Source organism: Marinomonas mediterranea MMB-1 (assembly GCF_000192865.1).
Classification (GTDB): Bacteria; Pseudomonadota; Gammaproteobacteria; order Pseudomonadales; family Marinomonadaceae; genus Marinomonas; species Marinomonas mediterranea.
The window spans coordinates 4173497-4195671 of sequence record NC_015276.1 but is presented as its reverse complement, the minus strand read 5'-3'; the positions used below and the strand labels follow the sequence as shown (position 1 = coordinate 4195671).

Sequence of the window (22175 nt, the reverse complement as noted above, 5' to 3'; positions counted from 1 at the left end):
ACCGAAGTATTATTCGGTTTAGTGCAAAGCATAACCAAAAATATTCATATCGCAATAGAAATATGCATGAAAATTAGCATGAAAGGTGAAGTATGAAAGCGCTAGAGGCTTTTTTAAAAGAGCACGCGATTACGGAAGTGGAATCCACATTGGCAGACATGACAGGAAACGCACGAGGTAAGTTTTATCCAACTTACAAGTTCCTCGCTGAAAAAGGGGGGCGTATTCCTGAAACGATTTTAGTCCAAAGTGTCACAGGTGATTGGGCCTATAATCACTACGACATTGTCGATCCTAGAGACCGCGACATGGTGTTAGTCCCTGACCCAAATACGCTTCGCCTCGTGCCTTGGGCTGACGAACCGACTGCTCAGGTTATCAACGATTGTTATGATACCGATGGTGAACTACACCGTCTTTCCAGCCGAACGATTTTGCGTAATATCTTGAAGCTGTATGAAGAAAAAGGGCTTAAGCCGGTTATCGCTCCGGAAGTCGAGTTCTATCTCATTCAGAAAAATGCAGACCCAGATAACGAACTGAAGCCTGCTGCTGGTCGCTCAGGTAAGCCTGAAAGCGCGCGCCGTTCTTACAGTATTGATGCGGTAAACGAGTTCAATCCGTTTATCGATACTATGTACAGTTATTGCGAGGCCCAAGGTCTTGATGTCGATACCTTGATCCATGAGTCCGGTGCGGCTCAGATGGAGATCAACTTCTTACACGGTGACCCTTTGGATCTTGCCGATCAAGTTTTTGTGTTTAAACGAACCTTGCGAGAAGCGGCGATAAAGCACGGTGTGCATGCGACCTTTATGGCGAAACCCATGCAGAATGAACCTGGCAGTGCGATGCACATCCACCAAAGTCTGTTGAACAGCACAACGGGTGAAAACGTATTTGACGACAATGGGAAGCCAAGTCAGCGGTTTTATCATTATCTTGGTGGGTTGCAAAAATACACCCCAAATGCGATCAGCTTTTTTGCGCCAAATGTAAACTCTTATCGACGCTTTGCGCCTGAAATGGCGGCTCCGATCAACATGGAATGGGGCATTGACAATCGTACGGTTGGTTTACGTGTGCCAAAAGCATCGCCGGAAGCGACGCGTATCGAAAACCGTTTCCCAGGAGCTGACTGTAATCCATATTTAGCGATCGCGGCGACATTGGCGTGTGGTTATCTTGGCCTTACAGAAGAGCTTGAACCAACGGCGCCGTACGACAGTACAGACGCGCCACCAGACCACCAAAACGTTGAAATTGCACGTACTCTTGAAGAAGGACTGCGTTTACTCGATGCTTGTGAGCCGATCTGTAATATCATGGGGCGCGCCTTTGTTGAGGCGTATGTTGGGGTAAAACACAGTGAGTTTGAAACCTTCAACCGTGTTATTAGTTCTTGGGAGCGAGAGCACTTATTACTGAATGTGTAGAGGGTGAAAGCAGCGCTATTTAGTATGCCCGTAGTCACGCTAAGGCCTCGCTAAACATATTTGTTTTCTGCAATCTCTCTCGGTGTATTTATTCATTGAGAGAGTGCATTTTTCTTAAGTTTTCATAATAATGGGAGTTTCTTCAATAGAAGTTCGGCTCCCTACATATAACTATCCAATAGGAACCACAATCATGAACAAACACGTTAAAGGCTTGAACCGTCTTTTGCCTGTGGCTGGCGCAGTATGTGCTTTGTCTATGGGTGCAGTGACAGCCCATGCAGAAGATCTTAAGTTCTACAACTGGTCTGATTATATTGCTGAAGACACGATTCCTAACTTTGAGGAACGCACTGGTATCAATGTGATCCAAGACGTCTTCGACAGTAACGAAGTACTTGAAGCCAAGTTGTTAGCTGGCTCGTCTGGTTATGACCTTGTGGTTCCGAGTGATAACTTTCTTGCTCGTCAAATTAAAGCCAGCATTTTTGCGAAATTGGATAAGTCGAAACTGCCAAATCTGAAATACATTGATAAAAAGCTTTTGTCAGTGCTAGAAACGGCTGATCCGGGTAATGAGCATGGCGTGCCTTACATGTGGGGCTCAACGGGTATTGGTTACAACGTCGATAAAGTGAAAGAAGTGTTAGGTGACGATGCACCTGTAGACAGCTGGGATCTTGTATTTAAAGCAGAAAACATGAAAAAGCTACAATCTTGTGGCGTCATGTTCCTTGATTCTCCCGATGAACTTTACCCACTTGCACTAAACTACGTAGGTAAAAATCCAAACAGTCATGATCGCAAAGATTACTCGACGGACAGCGAAGCGGCGAAAGTTCTGAAAAGCGTTCGTCCATATGTGCGCCAGTTCCACTCTTCTCAATACATCAGCGCACTTGCAAACGGTGAAATCTGTGTGGCTATCGGTTGGTCAGGTGATGTGATTCAAGCACAAGATCGTGCATCAGAAGCTGAAAATGGTGTGAATATCGAATACAGCATCCCGAAAGAAGGCACGCAAATCTGGTTTGATATGTTGGCCATTCCTAAAGGTGCGAAAAACAAAGAAGCGGCTTACAAATTTATCAACTACTTGTTAGAGCCGAAAGTCATTGCTGATATCTCAAACTATGTGGCGTATGCAAATCCAAATACGGAAGCGAGCCAATATCAAGATGAAGAGATTACCAACAATGCGGGCATCTACCCTTCTGAAGAAGTGAAGAGCAACATGTACGCTCAAGAACTTCGTCCGATGAAAATCGAACGATCACTTGTTCGTATGTGGACGGATTTGAAGACCGCTAAGTAAAAAAAATGAGCTTTACGAATAGTAAAGCTCATTTTCGAATTCAGTAGACAAACTATAGAATTTAGTTTTTTTAGTTTCAATAATTATATTTTCAGTAATTAGTATGTCTCTTATATAACCAGATTTTCCGGCAATAGATTGTTTTTTTTCTAAATACTCATCAATATTGCAGCAAAGATAGTCCACAATATCCGCTAAGCTGAAAATATTTTTTTGCCGATGTATAACTACTACTGCGACTAAGTAATGAATTAAGAATAGAGAAGTATTATCAGGATATCTATTCTCTATTAGTTTAATGATTTTTTTTATGCCGAATAATTTGGGGCTCTTTATTATGCTTAGGATTATTGAAAGAGTTGTTGGGAGATTCTTTTTTTGTTCAGGGGTTTTGTTTTTGTTTTCTAGGATCAACTTTATTTCTTTCTTTATTTCATTTTTCAAATTAAATTTTCTCTCTTTGTTTTTTATACAAGATATACATGCTTCGTTTTTAAATGATTTTTCTTTGCATTTTTCGCAATATGATATTTTTGATTTTAATGCTGAGTTGTGTTCATCTTGATGAGATAGGAAGAAAATATTTTCAGAATCTGGAAAGTAATAGCATATCGGTGTTTTACTTTTTTTATGAAAGTAGTCTGAAAAAGCTACACTCAGTATCGGGTTTATTGGATGAGGTGGGACAAAGAGGAAGTTATATTTTTTTGACCAATATATATCTAATAAGTCTTTGTTTATTATTTCTAGATCAAGATCTAAATCGTTGATCAAAGTTTTATTTTTTTGCGAGTTGGATATCTTTTCTATTTCTTCTAATCTGTGTTTTTTTAGGTCTTTGCTTAAATCTTCGAAGTGTCCTTTCGTTACCATTTTGTAATCTAATATAGAAATGCACTTTGTCGTCGCCCTTGAATATGAGCAAAAAAGTTCTCTATTAGATATTGGGCTAGTTCCATAGATAATAACAACAGGCTTTTCCAACCCGCGGAATCTTCCTATACTTTCAACTTCAACCCCTTGGGGAACGATACCCGAAGGAATTTTTCCTGAACTGAATGGAGCTAAAACGCAAATTTCTCTCTCAGAGACTCCCTCTTGATTTAGTTGCTGGAATACTTTTTTTATTTCGCGTTCTATATCCTCCGTAACTATTTCTAAAAGAGAGCTCTCATTTAGTTCCCTTTTATTGATGATTGCATGTTTAGGGAGTTCAAACAATTTTATTCTTTCGCATACCTTCTTTGGTACTCTTAGACTTTCACTTAAAGTGTAAGCTCTTTCTTCAAATAAGGATTCTAGGAAGTTTAAGTCGCACCCGTTTTCAAAAGAAAGTTTTTGGGAGTCATCAAGAGAGACTATGATTCTCTTCTCTCTAAAGCTTTCATATATTGCTTCCCAATAAGAACTATGAAATGACTGAGATTCATCAGTAATGACTACATCGTAATTTGTTTTATCTTTGTTGGATAGAGCCTTTTTTAACTCTCTTGCTGTCTGCTGAGTATTTTTAATGTCTGGAACAGTTCCAATATAGCTATATAAAGTTGAAACACTACAGTTTCTGTGATCTCTTAAACTGTCAGATATTTTCTTTCTAAGTAGTGTGTTATGTGTAAGAAATAATACTTTTATATTGTTTTTAGAAAAATACCTTGCTAACTGTATAAGGATGATGGTTTTTCCTGAGCCGGGCCAGCCCGTAATTATAAAATTTTGTTTTAATATTGCAGTTCTGGCACATTCGAACTGTTCTTGAGTGAATTTAAGGAATTTCTTGTTATAATCGATTTGATCTGATAGAAAACTTAAACTTCTACACTTTGGAAGTAGCTTGTTAATAGCTCTCTTGATATCTGAATTAGAGTAATTAGGAACATTGTGTGATTGCTTTTGCTTACTGATGATTTTTACAAGTTTTTTTTCAAAATTGGCTATGTCTGGCTTTTGTATAACTAGGTTTGATTCTTCATGTTTTATAGAGATGGGAAGCTCTCTTAAATTCGACTCTGGAAAAATGAATACTCTACTTACTTTTAGGCCTTCTAGGTATGGTAAGAGTAAGTTTTGTAATTTCCATAGTCCTCTGTTTAGTTGTTCTATTGGATAAATCCTTATTTTTTCTTTGCTATGGTTGTTACCATCATAGTAAAAACCATCTTCGTCTAAATGTACTAACCCTCCTTTAACTTCGATCGCTATTACTCCGTATGAAGGGTGAAAAATTATGAAATCGATTTCTCCAATTGAAGATCTTTCTTTTCCTTCCCTGTCATACATTAACCAAGCGATTGAATGGATGATTGTAAAGCTATCATCTAGTGATTTTAAAAGGCTATAAACCTGAGGTTCTGCCTTGATGCTGTTGTTCGACCTTGGCCCAGTAGAAGGGTATAAAATAGCCATATAATTCCTTTTAATCAGTAATAATAGGTGTTGCCTATTATTACTGATTTTTTGTGATGAAATCTAGAGTTTTTCTCGCTCTATCGCCAGTAACGTCATTGCTATTTATATTTTAATTTAGGGCTTGAAATAATGGTTTTTTATATGGAGTTTTCAAAAAATCAACCAAGTTTTTAGGCTGATATAATATTCTAAATTGTACTAAAATATTAGAAAGTTACTTATTTTCCGAATAGATAATTAGTCACACCTGAATAACTCGTAATGCAACAGTATTCTTCAACAAGCGTGCGCGACAACGCTTTTCTTCCATAAAACTCTATTTTTGCCTGCTTTCTTTGCTTGATACAGGAGCTCATCAGAGCTTAAGAACAGTTGATCAAGGTGAGCGTTTGGAGTAGGGGTCATGGTTGCACCACCGACACTGATAGTGACAACGCCCCCAGAAGGGTGAGGTAGAGCAAGCTCGCGAATGGACATAACGCAACGATCCAGTTTTTCATAAGCGCCTTGTTGGTCGATATTCGGGAGAATAACGACAAACTCTTCTCCGCCATATCTTGCGACTAATTCATCTTCTCCATTGAATTCATATGACAAAACGTCAGCGACTTTGCGGATGATTTCATCTCCTGCCGCATGGCCATTTGAATCGTTATATTGCTTGAAATTATCGATATCAATGACGGCGAGCGATAGGTAGCCCTTTGTGGTTAATAATTCATGCCACTGATTGGCAGCAACTTCTTCATACTTACGTCGATTTGCGATAGAGGTTAAAGGATCGACGTTTGCTAATTTTTCGAGCAGCATTCTTTTTTTAGCGAGTTCTAGATGCAACTTCACTCTAGCTCGCACAATGGCTGGTTTTAACGGTTTTTGAATGTAGTCAGCAGCGCCTGATGACAGACCTTTTTCTTCGCTACTGCTGTCATCCAGTGCGGTAATAAAGATAACCGGAATGTGGCATGTTTTTGGATCGCTCCGAAGTATTTTTAATGTCTCGAACCCATCCATTTGAGGCATGACAACGTCCAAAAGGATTAGGTCTGGCATAAACTCAGCCGCTTTTCGGATGCCTTGCTCTCCGTTCTTCGCCAAAATAAGCTGAGTGTCGTCGCGTAGAATATCGCTAATCACTTTTAAGTTTATCGTTTCATCATCGATGACTAATACCCCAGAATTAGTCGACATTATAAATCACCTCTTTTAAGTCGATCTAACTGACTGCGAATGAAGATCGCAGCCCTTTCAAATTCAATCTCTTCTATATAATGATGAATCGTTGTTAACTCATTATGCCATTGAGTAAATGTTCGGTCATTTAAGAGCTCTTTTAATTTGTGCTCAACAGCAAAGTCATTGTCTTCAATCATTTGAAGGAGCGTTTCTAAGGCCGTGTGTTGATCTTGTTGACCCGCATTGGACGGTATTTTATTGCCCTCAAAGACTTTTTCTAGAGAATCGACTAAGGAATAAAGTCGTTGATGTAGCGCTTCGAGAGCGTGACTCTCTACCTTAGAATCGTTTTTTAGGGCGTATTCTATTTCAGAGCATAGTGCCGAGAGCGTGTTTTCTCCGATATAGGCAGCATTGGATTTTAGAGAGTGGATATCGCCAAATAGAGTGGCACTCTCAAGTGTAAATTGTAAGTTAGAAGTATCTTGAACACATGGAAGATATTGTTTGTGAAACGACTGAACGATATCGAGGTAGAGTTTGTCTTTATTTCTGAGCGCGACTAACGCGTTATTTACATCTAATGATGTTCCGCTTCGCAACTTTTCCAATATTGATGTTTTTTCACTTACTGTTGGTAAGTTGGTGTTTCTAAGTTGAGCTGTTTGTTTCGGTGAGTCGCTAATATGCGCTCTAATCATGGAATAAAGCTGCTCACTTGAGATTGGTTTAGATAGGTGGCCATTCATTCCCGCTTCTAGGCTTTTTTGTTTGTCCGCATCAGATGAGTGTGCTGTCATAGCAACGATTGGTAGCTGTTGACCTTCAGGCATCGTTCTAATGTGTTTGGATGCAGTTAGGCCATCCATGACGGGCATTTGAATGTCCATTAAGACTAGATCGTAGGATTTTGACTGTATTTTTTTCAGCGCGATCTCGCCATTTTCTGCGCAATCGATGCCTATGTTTGTATGATCCAAATAGCCTATCGCGACTTGCTGGTTGATTGGGTTGTCTTCGACGAGCAAGACCGAGTATCCCGAAAAATTTGGGATCTCATTTTCTTCTGGAATTTCATCCACGTTGATGTTCAAAAATTTAGCGATAGAATCATAAACGGTTGATCTACTCACAGGCTTTTCTATGAATTGGCTGATTAGTCCGCTTGTCAGATGCGATTGAATATAATGTTTTTCATACGCTGAAATCATTAGAATTGGCGGTGCGAAGTCTTTAAATTCTTCTCTGATTTTCTGAGACGCTTCAATGCCATTCATCTTTGGCATGTACCAATCCATAAAAATAACATCGTATTTTTGCTGAGAGTGATACGCATCTCTGATTGCTTCAATGGCCTGAAATCCATCGCTCGCCGTATCGGCTTGGATATCAAAACCATCCAAAATGTTTTTTAACACGGTACGAGAGATTTCATGATCGTCTACGACTAAAATGCGTTTGGGCTTCATTCCTTCAAAGCGTTGGGCCTTAGGTTGATGGGAGGAAATTTTAAGGGGCAAGTGCACGGTAAATGTGGTGCCACTCCCCAACTCACTTTTTACTGTGATTGAGCCGCCCATCAGTTCAGATAGCTGGCTAGTAATAGTAAGGCCTAATCCGGTACCGCCAAATTTACGAGTAATGCTGTCATCGGCTTGAGCAAAAGAACTGAACAATGTATCCATATGCTCTTCGGGTATGCCTATGCCGGTATCCGATACCTCACATTTGAGAGAAACATGACCCTCTTCTTGTTCTTCACTCGATAGACGAATGCATATCGAGCCTTCACTGGTGAATTTAACCGCATTATTCACTAGATTGATGAGGATTTGCTGGATTCGAAGTGGGTCGCCAATTAATTCGGTTGGCACGTCTTTCGCGATGTCTGTGATCAGTTCGAGATTTTTTTCGTAGGCGCTGAACGAGTTCATATTGATGGTCGTTCGCACCAGTTCTTCTGGGTGGAATGGAACCGATTCAAGCTTCAACATGCCGGCTTCTATCTTAGAGAAATCTAGAACGTCGTTGACGAGCCCAAGAAGCACATCGCCAGAATCTTTTATTTTTGTAAGATAGTCATTTTGTTCGGCATTGAGCTGCGTTTTTAGTGCTAGATTACTAAGCCCAATTACAGCGTTGATTGGTGTTCTTATTTCGTGGCTCATGCGGGCAACAAAAGCGGATTTTGCATCGAGTGCCTGTTCAAGCTCTTGTTTAGCGTTTTCTAATGCCGCGGTACGTTCTTTTACTTTTCGATCTAGAGTTTCGTTGAGTTGCTCAAGGCCAGTATTGTATTCTTTAAGCTTTTCTGAGGCTTCAAGCGCAACTTTTTCAGCGGTTTTGATTTTTGTAATATCTCGGCTCACGCCACAAATAAAAGTCGCGTTACCGGATGCATCGAATATAGGGACAAGCAATGTGTCATAGCATGCCTGCTGTTCTTCTATGTAGATTACTTGCTCTAAAGAAATAGGCTTTCGAGCTTCTATCGCCTTGTAATAGGTTGCGTACAAACCTTCGGCGACAGCGTCTCCGAAATACTCACGTATGTTTAACCTGTGTATCTTCATGTCTTTATCCAGCCCCATTATTGCGCGAGAAGCTGGATTATTATCGAATAAAGAGAATTCTTCACTTTCGACGGCCATTATAAACATAAGGTCTGCAGAGTGACGCCAAAGCTGAAAAAAGCACTCTATTACCATTTCTTCATGTTCTTTTATATCAAAGGCGTCACTTAGTTTCATTGGTTATATCCTATGGTTATATTTTTGTAAGGCGCAGACCCGTAAGGTTGGATTGATAGTACACTGTACTTTGGTCGGTTGAGTCACCAAGCCATTTGCTAACAAAAAGTGTTTGATTAGAAAGGTCCAAATAGCCGCTAATTGAAATCGGTGTTATTTTGCTCTCTAAATGGTCTTTTGCTAACGCAGGGTCGTTTAGATAACCGCTTAGTGTAATACTCTGTTGAGTTACAGAATCCCCTTCTTGGGTCATAAGACGAGTATCGCTAAATCCCCACATATTGAGGCTTTGCTCGCCTATTTTTACACTAGCGAACGTTAAGCCTGTTTTTTCATCCAATACTGAAATGCATAAATTGGTTGCTTGAAGCGCGTCTTGCCAAAGCCCGTCTAGATTAGATGGAATAGAGGGTTGAGAAGGTTCTTGATCGAAGTTTATCGGAGTGACATTTGCGGCTTCATCATCGGTCTTTTTAAAGATAAGCTGGTCTATGTAGTCGCCTTCAATAAAGCCGTCGAACTTCGCCGTTGCGACCAAAGAGTTTATAACAGACAAATCTCCGTTTGGCTGGAGCTGGCCACAATATGTTGATACCCAATGCCAGGTATTGTCGGGCGTTGCACCAGTGTCAACGGCTCTCCAATAAATAGACAGTACGACGCCTTGACCGATAGGATCCTTTTGCTGCGAGTTACGCTCTGCTTGAGGGGTAGTGATCGTGTGGCCAATAACTTGATAGATACCACTTGATCCTGTGGTCGACGAGTATTCGCCAGCGACGGATCCATTTTCATCGACAGCAATCTTAAGTTTTGAATGGTAAGAGTTTACCCAAGTACCTTGTAATTTGTTCGACATGTTATTTCCCTCTATTTGGACTTATTAAAAATAGGAGCTGGTTTGTCTTGCTTGCTTTGGATTATTTCTACTCCAGTCGGCTGATTAAAGATCCACATGCCTTTCGGTGAGATCATGAGTGAATCGTCTTCTACGCGGCCTGAAATCGAGTATTCATACACTGTGTAAAGGTGGTCCATAAGAACGGAACCGACTAAAGCCATTGGCCCTAACCCTTCAAGTGGAGCAAACTGTGAAACAACTTCTCCCTTTAAGCTTCCGGCCTCAATTTTACGGTTATAAATCTCCGGTGTGATAACGAGTTTTCCAGGCTTTCCATTACTGTCTTGACCCACTTCAATTTCAACATCACCGCCTTGTAAAGTCGTGATCTGATAGGCTGCAAACATGGCGGCGACATCGCCTTTAAATTGCGAAGAGCCTGAGTCTAAACATAGAAAAGCGGTATTGTGCTCATCCGACGAGAGTAGATTTGTACCGTTTGCCGAGAACGAATACATTTTCGTTGTCCAAAGGTAAGCTAGAGAGTCAGTACTATATTTATCCCAAGGAAGAAATAGGTAATCTTTAGAGTCACTATAACGGTCGTCTAATTTGCCAAAACGTACTTCGCCCTCTCCTGTATTTGAATCAGTTGAAAAGGTGACGAAAGGGGAATCTTGAGCGACTTTTTTTTCTTTCACTAATGTCTTAAAGAAATGAAAAGAAGGGGCGTGTGACTCAGCACAACGAGGGGAACTCCGATATCTTGTTAAGTAAGGATTATGTTGAACCTCTGGCAGCTCTTCTAAAGCTGGCAGTCCAATACCTCCATCCCAATCTAACTCTTCAAACTGTTGTCCAGAGTAATTTTTAGCAGTGTAAAGGTCGGAGTTCACTTCTATCTTATCGTCTTGCTCTATAGATAGTAGATTGAAGTCATCGTTACCCGCATTGACCTCCATTGAGCCCCAAGGGCCAAAACCTACTATATGTGGTGTTGGGTTTGAGACAGACGGGCGTAGAGGAATATTTACAAAACTAGCCGACTTATTAATGAAGAATCGACCTTTTCCATAGTGCTTACAGCTATCATCTGCGCATAAGTTAGAGGTTACCCAAATAAAGTTGCTACCAGTATCGAATGAAAATTTCAATTTTTGGTAAGGGGTTCCTAAGCCTAAAGTCACATACCACGGAGAAGCACCGTTGTTTTGAAATGGACCTTTTTTCAAAGGTAACGAGAAACCTTGGTTGGCGTTATTTACTGTATCCATAGCTAACTCCTATTGCTTGTAAATATTAGGGCGCATGACTTCTTTGCTGCCCGCATTTAGATTACTCAACGTGTCCTTGTGTTAACTTATGTTTTTTGGATGTGTTATTCAATGGTATTAATTTTATATTAACTGATTGTTTCTGTGGGGCTTTGTAATTTTTATGAAGTTTTTAGGTTGTTTGTAAACTAAAGTTAAAACCAAATAGGAGTGGCTACATTGCTAGGGAAGGGCAATTGGAGTAGGTAGTACGATGAGTAAGAAGGAATTGGGCTGTAAACCTTTTTCCATTCTTTGTATTGCGTTTAATGAGCAGATAAAGATATGAGTGCTGCTAGTCCGAGAATGACAACGGCAAATGCAGCGTATTGCATCGTATCCCAAACTTTAAAATCACCATTCATGATGGCTACGCCCACAATCGTTGCGACGAACCAGAGCAATGTCTGAATGGTGGTGGATGTGGCACCGGCCATCGTTAGGAATCGAACCGAAAAGACGTACAGAGAAACGCCAATCATAAAGAACAGCAATGAGAGCGCTCCCTGTTTTACCGAGAGCTGATTTGTGTGAGTCCAGGTTAATCCAGCGTAGTAAAAACCTTTGGCATCAAACCAAGCAGACAGTAACAACAGGATGAGCGATATCAGCGTATACATACGTGACTAGTTATCGATCTGAGGCTTGGGTACTTGCTGAGTAATACAGTGCAGGTTTCCGCCACCGAGTACGATTTCTCGAGCAGGTATGCCGACTATCTTATGTTCAGGGAACGCCCCTTGCAGTATTTTCTTAGCTTGCTCGTCGTATCTTTCATCCAACATTGGGAAAAATAGTGCATTGTTGGTGATTAGAAAGTTGGCGTACGAGGCCCCTAAACGCTCACCTTCACAACGTTCCATACGCGGTGTTTGAACGATGCCTTTTGCTTCTTCCTCTGTAATGTAAAGAGGGCCGGGCATGGGCAATTTATGAACGATGATTTTTCTTCTTTGGGCGTCTGTCTCTGAAGAAAGAGTCTTCAAGGCAGCCTGACTAATGTCGTATTGAGGGTCTTCTGGATCATCACAAACCGTGATGATGACTTCTCCAGGGCCGACAATGTGCAAGATGTTATCGATGTGACCATTCGTTTCGTCGTTCACCAACCCGAGCTTTAGCCATATGACTTTCTGTGCACCAAGGTAGTTAAATAAATGCTGCTCTATTTGCTCTTTGGATAGCTCAGGATTTCGACTTGGATGCAAAAGGCATTCTTCAGTGGTATAAACCGTCCCTTCACCGTCACTGTGGATGGAGCCGCCTTCTAAAATAAAAGGGGCTTTATACGCGGCCGCTTTTTCCGCATCGGCAACCTGCTTGGCAATGCGCTCGTCATCTGACCAGTCTTCATACAGGCCGTCCAACTCGCCGCCCCAAGCGTTAAAGTGCCAATCGACAGCGCGTTTCTCGCCTTTATCATTGATAACAAAGGTTGGGCCAACGTCACGCATCCAAGCGTCGTTCGATTTCATTGGGTGTAGGGTAACGTTTTCAGGGAGCTGTTGCTTTGCATCGTTTAAGCACTCTGGAGACACAGCGAGGTTTACGTCGACATAGTCAGACAGCGCAGTGATAAAACGCGCAAAGGTTGCTTGAGCAGGTTTAGCGTTGTCTCGCCAGTTGTCTGGGCGCTCTGGCCAGATCAACCAAACGCTGGAGTGAGGGTGATGTTCCCCCGGCATGTGAAAGCCGTCTTGAGCGGGTGTCGACTCAAGATACGCTTTTGTTAAATGAGTATTTTCGGTGGACATGGTGATACCTGCTTCCCTTATTTTACGTTGCCGTCTAGCGTTTTAATTACATCGTAATGCTCTGGGCGACGGTCACGGAAAAGTCCCCATGCCTGACGTTGGAAGCGAATCTCATCCAGATCAAAGGTATGTACAAGAACCGATTCAGAGGTTCTGTCGGCCTGCTCGATCAAGTTACCGGTTTCGTCACAAATAAAGGAAGAACCAAAGAAGGTCATATTAAGGTCACGGTGTTGTGCTTCTTCTGTGCCAATTCGGTTCGATGCGATGACGGGGACCATGTTGGCTGCAGCGTGGCCTCGCATCACGTTGGTCCAATGCGGCATGCTGTCCACGTTTGGTTGGCTCGGCTCGCTGCCAATTGCTGTAGGAAATAAGAGAACGTCTGCGCCCATCAAAGCCATAGAGCGTGCTGTTTCTGGGAACCATTGGTCCCAACAGATGCCAACGCCCACTTTTCCGTATTGTGTATCCCATACTTTAAAGCCAGTATCACCAGGGCTAAAGTAGTATTTTTCTAAGTAACCATCGCTGTCTGGAATGTGGGTTTTGCGGTAAACACCTAAAAGGCTACCGTCAGCATCGATCATGGCTACGGAGTTGAATCTGACTTGCCCTGCTTGTTCAAACCAGCTGAAAGGAAGTACGACGTTCAGCTCTTTCGCTAGCACTTGTAAACGGGGAAACATTTCGTTTTCTTCGAGAGTCGTCGCAAGCTGCGTATAAGGCTCATGGATTTCGATGCAAAAGTAAGGAAGCTCAAATAGCTCTTGCAGAAGAATGACTTGAGCACCTTCCGCCGCGGCTTTTCTTACCAAAGATTCTGCGCGGTCTAGGTTTTCTGCTTTGTTCCAAGTGCAGTGCATTTGAGTGGCTGCAACCGTCATTTTGCTCATTTTCGACGCCTCTTTTTCGAGTTATTAATCTTGTGTCTATTCTTTTTAGTGGTATTTGGATTATTCTGGAAGTGCTAAATTTGATTCTCAGTATGAGAAAAACTAATAACATCGGGAAAGTGTCAATACGTTCCCCTAGAATTTGTACACGGGATTAAGCCATGGACATAGACATTCAGCAACTTAGATTACTGACCGTATTGGCCGAAGAGGGCAATTTAACTCGTGCTGCGGACAAGCTGTTTATGAGTCAGTCTGCTGCCAGTCACATTCTGGCAAAGTTGCGTCAGCGTTTAGATGACCCGTTGTTTGTTAAAACTCGCATGGGAATGGAGCCATCGCCACTTACGTTAAGTTTATTGCCTGATTTGCAAAAAGGGCTTAATAGTATCGAGATGGCGCTTTCTAGAGCGAAGCCTTTCAACCCAGTATTGGACGCAAAAACCTTTAATGTCGCCGCCGTGGACTACTTTGAGTTTTTTGCATTGCCTCAGCTTGTACCAGTATTGGAAAAAGAAGCGCCGAACGTTCGAATCGCCATTGAAATCTTGCCAGAGAAGCGCCAGCGTGAGCGCTTAGAATCCGGCGATATTGATATGATCATCAGTGTTGATCAACCTTCCACTGTGCCTAAGTATTACCAAAGGTACGATTGGCTGGATGATCCACTTGTCGGCATCGTTGCCGAGGCTTCTCACTTGCCTGAAACACTGACGTTAAAACAGTTTCTCGAAACGCCACATATTCATTTGCCTAATGCGTCGACGGACCCTATCGACGACTGGCTCTTACAGCACCATCAGGCGCGACAGATTGCTATGATTGTTCAAAGTTACGCGATAGGTGGCATGGTCACTGCAAAGTCGAGTTATCTCATGTGTGTGCCATCTCGGATTGCGACGTCTCTCTTAACCATGTTGCCACTGCGTCAGGTTGCGCTTCCCGACGGTGTACCTCCATTAAAATTAAGCTTAACGACGCATCACAGGTTTGATAATCAAGACAGCGTACAATGGTTAATTCGTCAAATACTCACATTAAAATAGCGTGATACCTCCTAAGGGATATAGTTTTACTTAAAGCATGTCGGTAGCTTTAGATGTATTGAAAAAGTAAACGTGTCCAAAAGGCGGGTATCCATACTTTAATATACCCAATACACCACATTTAGCGCACGATACAGGAACGAATTTATGAAAACTTATCAAGAATGGCTGTCTCTTCGTGACGAACTAGTCAGCCAAGATCGATTGCCTCATATGGCCTATATTAATGGTGCGTATGTCCCTGCCGTGAATGGCGAAACATTTGATTGTATTAATCCAACCGATGAGTCGTTGTTAGCCAAAGTCGCAAGCTGTGATGAAGACGATGTAAACGTCGCGGTAGAAGCCGCTAAGAATGCGTTTAAAAGTGGTGTTTGGTCGACAATGGCGCCAGGCAAGCGAAAACGAATCCTTCAAAAATGGGCGGACTTATTAGAAGCGCATGAAGACGAATTAGCCTTAATCGATACGCTGGATATGGGAAAGTCGATTAATGAAATGGTCAATATTGATGTGCCTGACTCCATTGACGCTTTGCGTTGGTCGGCAGAATGTATTGATAAATTGTATGGTGAAATTGCGCCTACCGATCCAAAAAACCTTGCGTTGATTACACGTGAGCCTTTGGGTGTGGTCGCGACGATTACGCCTTGGAATTACCCTTTGATGATGGTGATGTGGAAAATTTCCTCAGCGCTCGCGGCGGGTAATTGCGTTGTACTGAAACCTTCTGAAAAATCGCCTTTGAGTGCGCTTCGCATTGCGCAACTGGCGACACAGGCTGGCTTGCCTGACGGTGTGTTTAATGTTCTCCCAGGCTTTGGACACACCGCAGGTAAAGCCCTCGCATTGCATATGGATGTGACGACGCTTGCGTTTACAGGCTCTAGCCGTGTTGCTGGCTTGTTAATGCAATATGCAGGGCAATCCAATATGAAACGTGTATGGCTGGAAGCTGGCGGCAAATCACCTTGTATCGTCTTCTCTGACTGCAAAGATATCGAGGCAGCGGCAGAAGGTGCCGCGTCTGCGATCTTTACCAATCAAGGTGAAGTGTGCATTGCCTGCTCGCGCTTGTACGTTCATGACAGTATCAAAGATGAGTTTATGACGGCCTTGTTACGCGCGGCGAAAACGTATCAGCCTGGCGACCCATTGAACCCTGACACGAAAATGGGACCAATGGTGGATAAAGCGCAGCTTGAAACCGTAACGCGCTATATCCAAAGTGCGAAAGAAGAAGGCGCAAACCTATTATTGGGCGGTGAGCCAGACTATCAGGAAGGCAATGGTTTCTTTGCGAAGCCAACGATTTTCGATCAGGCGAACAATGGTATGACTTTTGTTCAAGAAGAAATATTTGGCCCTGTGTTGGCGGTTCAAACGTTCGAAACAGAAGAAGAGGCGATCGCACTGGCGAACGACTCTCAGTATGGTTTGGGTGCAGCGATCTGGACAGCCGATCTATCACGAGCGCACCGCGTCAGTCGCTTATTGGAGTCGGGCATGGTGTGGGTGAATACTTGGGGTGACGGCGATACAACGGTGCCTTTTGGTGGTGTAAAAGCGTCTGGTAATGGTCGAGACAAGTCTTGGCATGCGCTAGAAAAATACACCGAAGTGAAATACACCTGCATTCGCTTATAAGTTTTTTGTTTTGCCAAGCCATCGCTCGAGCTGCGGTTCGAGCGTCATTTAGGCAGCTTTATTAGGAGTTTATTCATGTCAGTACCTTCACATATTGATTCGTATTACGCGGCGTCCGCTAACGACAAAAAGGTTAGACCTAAACTAGAAGGTGAGCATCGATGCGACGTTTGTGTTGTAGGTGCTGGATTTACAGGAATTTCAACCGCACTCAGTCTGGCTGAGCGTGGTAAGCGGGTTGTTGTGCTAGAAGGAACTCGTATTGGGTTCGGCGCATCAGGTCGTAACGGAGGACAAATTGTAAACAGTTTTAACCGTGACATCGATTACATCACTCGTACCTATGGCGAAGATATCGGCCAAAAAATGGGCAAAATGGCATTTGCTGGCTCAGAGTTGATTCGAGAACGAATTGAAAAGTACAACATCGATTGTGATCTAAAGCACGGCAACGTTTTTGCAGCCTGCAATAAAAAGCAATTTGAGGATCTAAAATCAAAGAAAGCGCTTTGGGAAGCGCATGGTCACAATGAATTGGAGCTGCTGTCTGCCTCTTCCATTCAAGATCACATTGGATCAGATCGCTATGCTGGTGGCTTGCTAGACCGTAAAGGGGGGCATATTCAGCCTTTGAATTTGGTTCTTGGTCAGGCGCAAGCACTGGAATCCCTTGGCGGCATTATCTTTGAAGATTCAAAGGCCATTCGTATCGAACAAGGCAAACCTGCGAAAGTGGTGACGGAGCATGGTGTTGTGGTTGCGGATACTGTTGTGGTTGCAGGTAACGCTTACTTATTAGGTTTGATTCCAGAAGTCGAGAAGAAAGCCATGCCTTGTGGTACCCAAATGGTTGCGACTGAAGTTTTGTCCGAAGAGCTTCAAAAGCAACTGCTTCCAACGGGGTACTGTGTCGAGGATTGTAATTATCTGTTGGACTACTTCCGCTTATCCGGTGATGGGCGTCTTATATACGGCGGCGGCACCTCGTATGGTGCACGTGAACCGGGAAAAATTGAACAGCTGATCGTCCCTAAAATGCTGAAGACCTTCCCATACCTGAAAGGGGTGAAGATCGATTTTGAGTGGACGGGTAACTTTTTGCTGACGCTGTTGAGGATGCCGCAAGTTGGTTGTATTGGCGATAACCTGTTTTACGCTCAAGGTTATTCCGGTCACGGTGTCACGAACTCCCACCTAATGGGCGTGATTTTGGCGGATGCAATCGAAGGTGATCGAGAACGTTACGATGTCTTTGCTAGTATGCCTCAGTATCCGTTCCCGGGTGGGCGTATGTTGAGAGTGCCTTACACAGCCATTGGCGCGTCTTACTATATTATGCGTGACAAATTGGGTATTTAAACCGAGGTTCCTCGTGAAGCGCGAAGGGGAGAAAGGGACTTCTCGCCGACGTGTTTTGAACGTCTCTTGGTAGGAAGTTGAAAGAAAGTTGATAGAAGTAGCCCCCTACTCTTTCTAAGGGGCTACTATGTCATCCCTGCTTGTATTTACTAACAAGGTTACTTGTTGATTGTAACGCCGTGGCTGCTGGTGTTATCCCCTTTACCATTGCCTTTTAACATGACGTTGCTTAGGCTTACCGTACCTTGTGCTTCTTCAGATGTTGCTTCCTCTTCAACCAACCACTGTTCGATTTTTGCCCCGTACTTTTTGCTATTTGTCACACTAACATTGTTTAGTGCTGCATCGATTTGACCTTTGCCAAGCTCGGTAAATTGAATGCCGTCATCTTGGCTGTGATCGATACTGACGTTTGATAGCGTTGCATTAATATCGCCTGCGTCTTCTTCGTCTAATTTGATGGCTTCGTCATCAATGTAGGAAGCGAAGACGTTGTTGATGGTTGCTTGAATATTGCCGTTGCCAGCTTCATCAAAATCCAAACCTTCGTCACGATTGTGGTTAATCTGTAAGTTATTCAGCGTCACAATTAAATCACCGTCGTCGCCTTCATCGATATCGAATCCGTCGTCTAGGTCTTTTTCGTTGTATGCGCCGTTGTTATTAATAGCCACATTGTTCATTGTCGCGTTGACATCGCCCGCGCCAGCTTCGTCTAATTCAATTCCGTCGCCGCCGTTACCAATAATGTTGGTGTTGACGATGGTCGCGGTAATGCTGCCTTGTGCACGCTCGTCAACGCGAATGCCGTCAAAGTCAATTGCGCCAGTACCGTTATTGATAAAGTTAGAATTGCGGATGTCGAGCTTGATGCCAATCGCAGACCCCAAATCGCCGTCGTCTAATTCGCTTAGGTTGTCATCAAGGTGCAAGCCATACAGAGACGATCCTTTTACATTGACGTTGTTGAGCGTCATGTGAAGGTCTTTGCCTTTGGCGTTTTCTGGTACGGTGACGACAATGCCTCGAGTATGGCTATCGACCACTGATAGGTCACTGATAGTGATGTCTGCAGCGGTTTTGAAAACGAGCGTGCCATCATTTGTTCGAACGGTTGTTACTTTTTCTTCTTTGTCGTAAAACTCGTCGTACGTCCCTGACTTTTCGCCGTTTAGTACCGCACCGTTTCCTTCAATAGAAAGCGCTTGCTTTCCGGTATAGATAATTGGTGAAGTGAGCGAAATAACCGCGTCCTTTTTTAAAACAATGCTCGCGACGCTTGAATCACGGTTTGCTTGTTTGATGGCCATATTCAGCGATGTTTCACTGTCTACTGGCTCCATAGCAAAAGCGAACGAAGAGAGCATAGCGGATAAAACGGTAATACTAGGTAATACGTTGTTCATAATAACTCCGTTGTTTTAATTAGGAATGAAGGCATGAACAGGGCGTAGATGAGAGGCGACTGTTTGGTTTTCGAGACCGCAACCACCTTAACCGCTCGATTGTGATTCGTGTTTTCTTTAGAGGGAAACAGAAAACGAATTCATGACTTGCGGCATCAGTTTACAAACGGACAATGACAAACATGTTGCGGTTATGAGTTGCTCGAAATGGGTTAAGTGTTATCCACGTCGTCTAGATGATTCAAAAATAAGGTGAAGATTTCTGATTGTGTCGACGTGTTGAGTCTGGCATGTATGTTTTTTCGGTGTACTTTCACAGTACCGGCGCTGATGCTCAGCAAGTCAGCAATCGCTTTAGAAGAATGACCGCGTAGGATGAGGCCTAATATTTCTTGCTCACGAGCAGTTAATACGCCACGAGCGAAGGTTTTTAACGCGTGTTTTAAGGCGCCTTTTTTCGGCGCTTGGTCCAAATAGTCTCGTGCTTGAGCTAACCAGAACTGACCGATGAGCGCTTCAATCATTGGAAATGCGGTTTTTAAATTATTTAATTCTGTTCTGCGTATGGAGCCGACGACTTTCTTTCGGCCGAGTGTAATCGCCAATGTGGTCGATTGGTCGACGGAAACAATCAGATTAATTTCATCGACTAAATCGAATTTTTTATAGCAGGTTTGAAAATACTCGGTTTCTTCAAATGAATCCGGTGCGATGTCGACTAATCGACAGATACCAGAGTTGATTCCGTTTTGAATCGAGTTAAAAAGAGGGTCAATAATATACGCTTTGTTGAGATACAGTTTTAATGAAGGGCTGTGCTCAGCGGGATCTAGAGGGTGGATAAGAACCGGTCTAAGGGATTTTTTATAAGAGACCATTAAAATGGTGTCGAAGTAACATAAATTGCTTAGAAAGCTTTCCATAACAACGGGGAAGCTGTGAACACGCAAATGGGTGGTCAATACCGCAAGGTCTTTGATTAGGCTTGATGTGTCCACTTGTGTCTTGTGCATTTCGAGTGTTCCTACGCTGAGTGCGTTAGCAGGTTATTGTTATTCAATTTACGTACCTGATGACCCTATTAAGCAGGTCAACTGTCCCTGATATCAATAACGGTTCGTCGTGTTCCTCGCAAAACGTCCAATGTTGCGCCTTGCTTAAAAAGCGCCTAATAAAAATAGTAATGGAATTAGGCGTAAAGTACATATACCCACTCGGGGATAGTTACTCTTCCTGTTTGTAACGGGTAAGGTGATATATATCAAGTGAAAGTCAGCTTTAGCGAACCCGTCAATGAGAAATGACGGTTTTTTGAAACGCTAGACGTTCAATACATGTTTTATAACGACAAACTTCAGAGAATGACTATGTCTATTACACAAGAAGGGAATGAGTTTGATCTGTTTATCACGGACTTAAACGGCAATTTACGTGGTAAGCGCATTCCAGCATCTGGCCTGAAAGGCGTCATGACGCAAGGCGTGAAATTACCTCAATCTGTGATTGGCTTTGATCACTGGGGAGACGATGTTGTTGAAAATGGTTTGGTATTTGAAACAGGTGACAGCGATGGTATCTGCCTTCCTGTACATGCAGATCCTATCACTGTTCCTTGGGCATCTGAGCCGAGAGATCAAATACTCGCCATGATGTACAACCCAGACGGTACGCCTTTTATGTGCGATCCACGTCAGATTTTGAATAACATAGTGGAACGTTTTAAAGCGCTTGGTTATACCCCAGTTGTCGCGACTGAACTTGAGTTCTATTTGTTGGATGGAGACTCTGAGTCGAAGAAACGCCCTGCTGAGCCGACCATGACGGAAGGAAGTCGCAGTACGCTGACTCAAACGGATTGCTACTCTATCGAAGAAATGGACGGACTAACGAGGTTCTTTACCGACGTGCGAAATGCGTGTGACGAACAAGGGATTCCTGCGGATACGATCATTTCAGAACTCGGGCCAGGTCAGTTCGAAATTAATATGAATCATACATCCAATGCGGTTCAAGCGGCGGATCACGCAAACCTGTTTAAGCGTTTGGTTAAAGGCGTTGCGCGTAAACATGGCTTCGGCGCGACGTTTATGGCGAAACCTTACCCGCAAAAAAGCGGCAATGGTTTCCACGTTCACTTTAGTTTGATCGACAATGACGGCAATAACGTTTTTGATGACGGGACTGACAAAGGCACTGAATTGCTTCGCCGCGCGGTAGCTGGATTGTTGAATCGCATGTCCGATAGCATGTTGATTTTTGCCCCGCATTTGAATTCGTATCGTCGCTTCCAATTGGGTACCCACGCGCCAACCTTTGCGAGCTGGGGATATGAGAACCGCACGGTATCGGTTCGTATTCCTGAAAGCCCATGTGTTGCGCGTCGTATTGAGCACCGTGTTTCCGGTGCGGATGCCAACCCTTATCTTGTATTGGCTGCGGTATTAGGAGCGGCGTTATATGGCATTGAGCAAAAGCTTTCGCCACCAAGCCCTATTGAAGGCGACGCTTATGCCTTAGCCGATCAGCATGAAACCCTGCCAAATCGTTGGGAGTTGGCTTCGGAATCATTCAAAGACAGCAGTTTCGTAAAGGACTATCTAGGTGAATCTTTTGTTCGCGTATTCGCAGCGGCAAAAGAGCAGGAGCAAAGTAAGATATTTAGCCAAATATCGAACGTCGAGTATGAAGCCTACTTATAGGTTTCATACTCACCGCGCGAAAAACTAATAATAATTATTCATTATCACAAAAGAAACGAACGAGGAAAGCAGACGGTAAGCTTAATGATTTTTACTCACCAGATGCCTCCTTACACTGGAGAAATTCA

At 43.1% G+C, this 22175-nt stretch carries 16 protein-coding genes; 6 read left to right on the top strand and 10 right to left on the bottom strand.

Translation table 11 applies throughout. The features are described 5' to 3' along the window. Positions 1-92 precede the first annotated feature (92 nt). Positions 93-1436 carry a glutamine synthetase family protein gene (locus MARME_RS19110; RefSeq protein ID WP_013662912.1) on the top strand — a complete coding sequence of 448 codons (1344 nt, stop codon included), beginning with the start codon at positions 93-95 and terminating at the stop codon, positions 1434-1436. Between the two features lie 193 nt (positions 1437-1629). Then, positions 1630-2751 carry a polyamine ABC transporter substrate-binding protein gene (locus MARME_RS19105; protein WP_013662911.1) on the top strand — a complete coding sequence of 374 codons (1122 nt, stop codon included), beginning with the start codon at positions 1630-1632 and terminating at the stop codon, positions 2749-2751. A gap of 12 nt (positions 2752-2763) precedes the next feature. On the opposite strand, the gene MARME_RS19100 is transcribed toward MARME_RS19105, so the two are convergent. From MARME_RS19100 to aguB, 8 genes are all read right to left on the bottom strand, one after another. Continuing rightward, positions 2764-5157, bottom strand: a complete 2394-nt coding sequence (locus MARME_RS19100; RefSeq protein WP_013662910.1) for a DNA/RNA helicase domain-containing protein — start codon at positions 5155-5157, stop codon at positions 2764-2766. Positions 5158-5436: 279 nt separating this feature from the next. Beyond that, entirely contained in the window at positions 5437-6351 is a 915-nt protein-coding gene (locus MARME_RS19095) for a GGDEF domain-containing response regulator (RefSeq protein WP_013662909.1), read from the bottom strand. Then, positions 6351-9086, bottom strand: coding sequence for a response regulator (locus tag MARME_RS19090; protein ID WP_013662908.1), 2736 nt, complete (start codon positions 9084-9086; stop codon positions 6351-6353). Before MARME_RS19090 ends, MARME_RS19095 begins: the two co-directional genes overlap by 1 nt. Positions 9087-9102: 16 nt before the next feature. After that, complete coding sequence (locus MARME_RS19085) at positions 9103-9945, bottom strand: avidin/streptavidin family protein (protein ID WP_013662907.1); 843 nt, start codon at positions 9943-9945, stop codon at positions 9103-9105. An 11-nt stretch (positions 9946-9956) separates the two neighbouring features. Then, positions 9957-11201, bottom strand: a complete 1245-nt coding sequence (locus tag MARME_RS19080) for a pepsin-like aspartic protease (protein ID WP_013662906.1) — start codon at positions 11199-11201, stop codon at positions 9957-9959. A 305-nt stretch (positions 11202-11506) separates the two neighbouring features. Next, entirely contained in the window at positions 11507-11860 is a 354-nt protein-coding gene (locus MARME_RS19075) for a hypothetical protein (protein WP_013662905.1), read from the bottom strand. Between the two features lie 6 nt (positions 11861-11866). Next, positions 11867-12994: an agmatine deiminase gene (aguA, locus tag MARME_RS19070; RefSeq protein WP_013662904.1), complete on the bottom strand. Its 1128-nt coding sequence runs from the start codon at positions 12992-12994 to the stop codon at positions 11867-11869. 17 nt (positions 12995-13011) lie between these two features. Next, a complete protein-coding gene (gene aguB / locus MARME_RS19065; protein ID WP_013662903.1) occupies positions 13012-13890 on the bottom strand; it encodes an N-carbamoylputrescine amidase in 879 nt (292 codons plus the stop codon). Between the two features lie 161 nt (positions 13891-14051). Between aguB and MARME_RS19060 the strand changes: the two genes are divergently transcribed. The 3 genes from MARME_RS19060 to MARME_RS19050 all read left to right on the top strand — a co-directional run bounded on the left by MARME_RS19060 (position 14052) and on the right by MARME_RS19050 (position 17942). Further along, the gene (locus MARME_RS19060; protein ID WP_013662902.1) at positions 14052-14936 is read left to right on the top strand and encodes a LysR family transcriptional regulator; all 885 of its coding nucleotides are present in this window, start codon (positions 14052-14054) and stop codon (positions 14934-14936) included. A 147-nt stretch (positions 14937-15083) separates the two neighbouring features. Then, complete coding sequence (locus MARME_RS19055) at positions 15084-16583, top strand: aldehyde dehydrogenase (protein ID WP_013662901.1); 1500 nt, start codon at positions 15084-15086, stop codon at positions 16581-16583. Between the two features lie 75 nt (positions 16584-16658). Then, on the top strand, positions 16659-17942 hold the full coding sequence (locus MARME_RS19050) for an NAD(P)/FAD-dependent oxidoreductase (RefSeq protein WP_013662900.1): 1284 nt from the start codon (positions 16659-16661) through the stop codon (positions 17940-17942). Between the two features lie 158 nt (positions 17943-18100). On the opposite strand, the gene MARME_RS19045 is transcribed toward MARME_RS19050, so the two are convergent. Continuing rightward, a complete protein-coding gene (locus MARME_RS19045) occupies positions 18101-19348 on the bottom strand; it encodes a hypothetical protein (protein WP_013662899.1) in 1248 nt (415 codons plus the stop codon). 212 nt (positions 19349-19560) lie between these two features. Continuing rightward, entirely contained in the window at positions 19561-20361 is an 801-nt protein-coding gene (locus MARME_RS19040) for a response regulator transcription factor (RefSeq protein ID WP_013662898.1), read from the bottom strand. A 354-nt stretch (positions 20362-20715) separates the two neighbouring features. On the opposite strand from MARME_RS19040, the gene MARME_RS19035 reads away from it, so the two are divergent. Continuing rightward, positions 20716-22047, top strand: a complete 1332-nt coding sequence (locus tag MARME_RS19035) for a glutamine synthetase family protein (protein ID WP_013662897.1) — start codon at positions 20716-20718, stop codon at positions 22045-22047. Positions 22048-22175 lie beyond the last annotated feature (128 nt).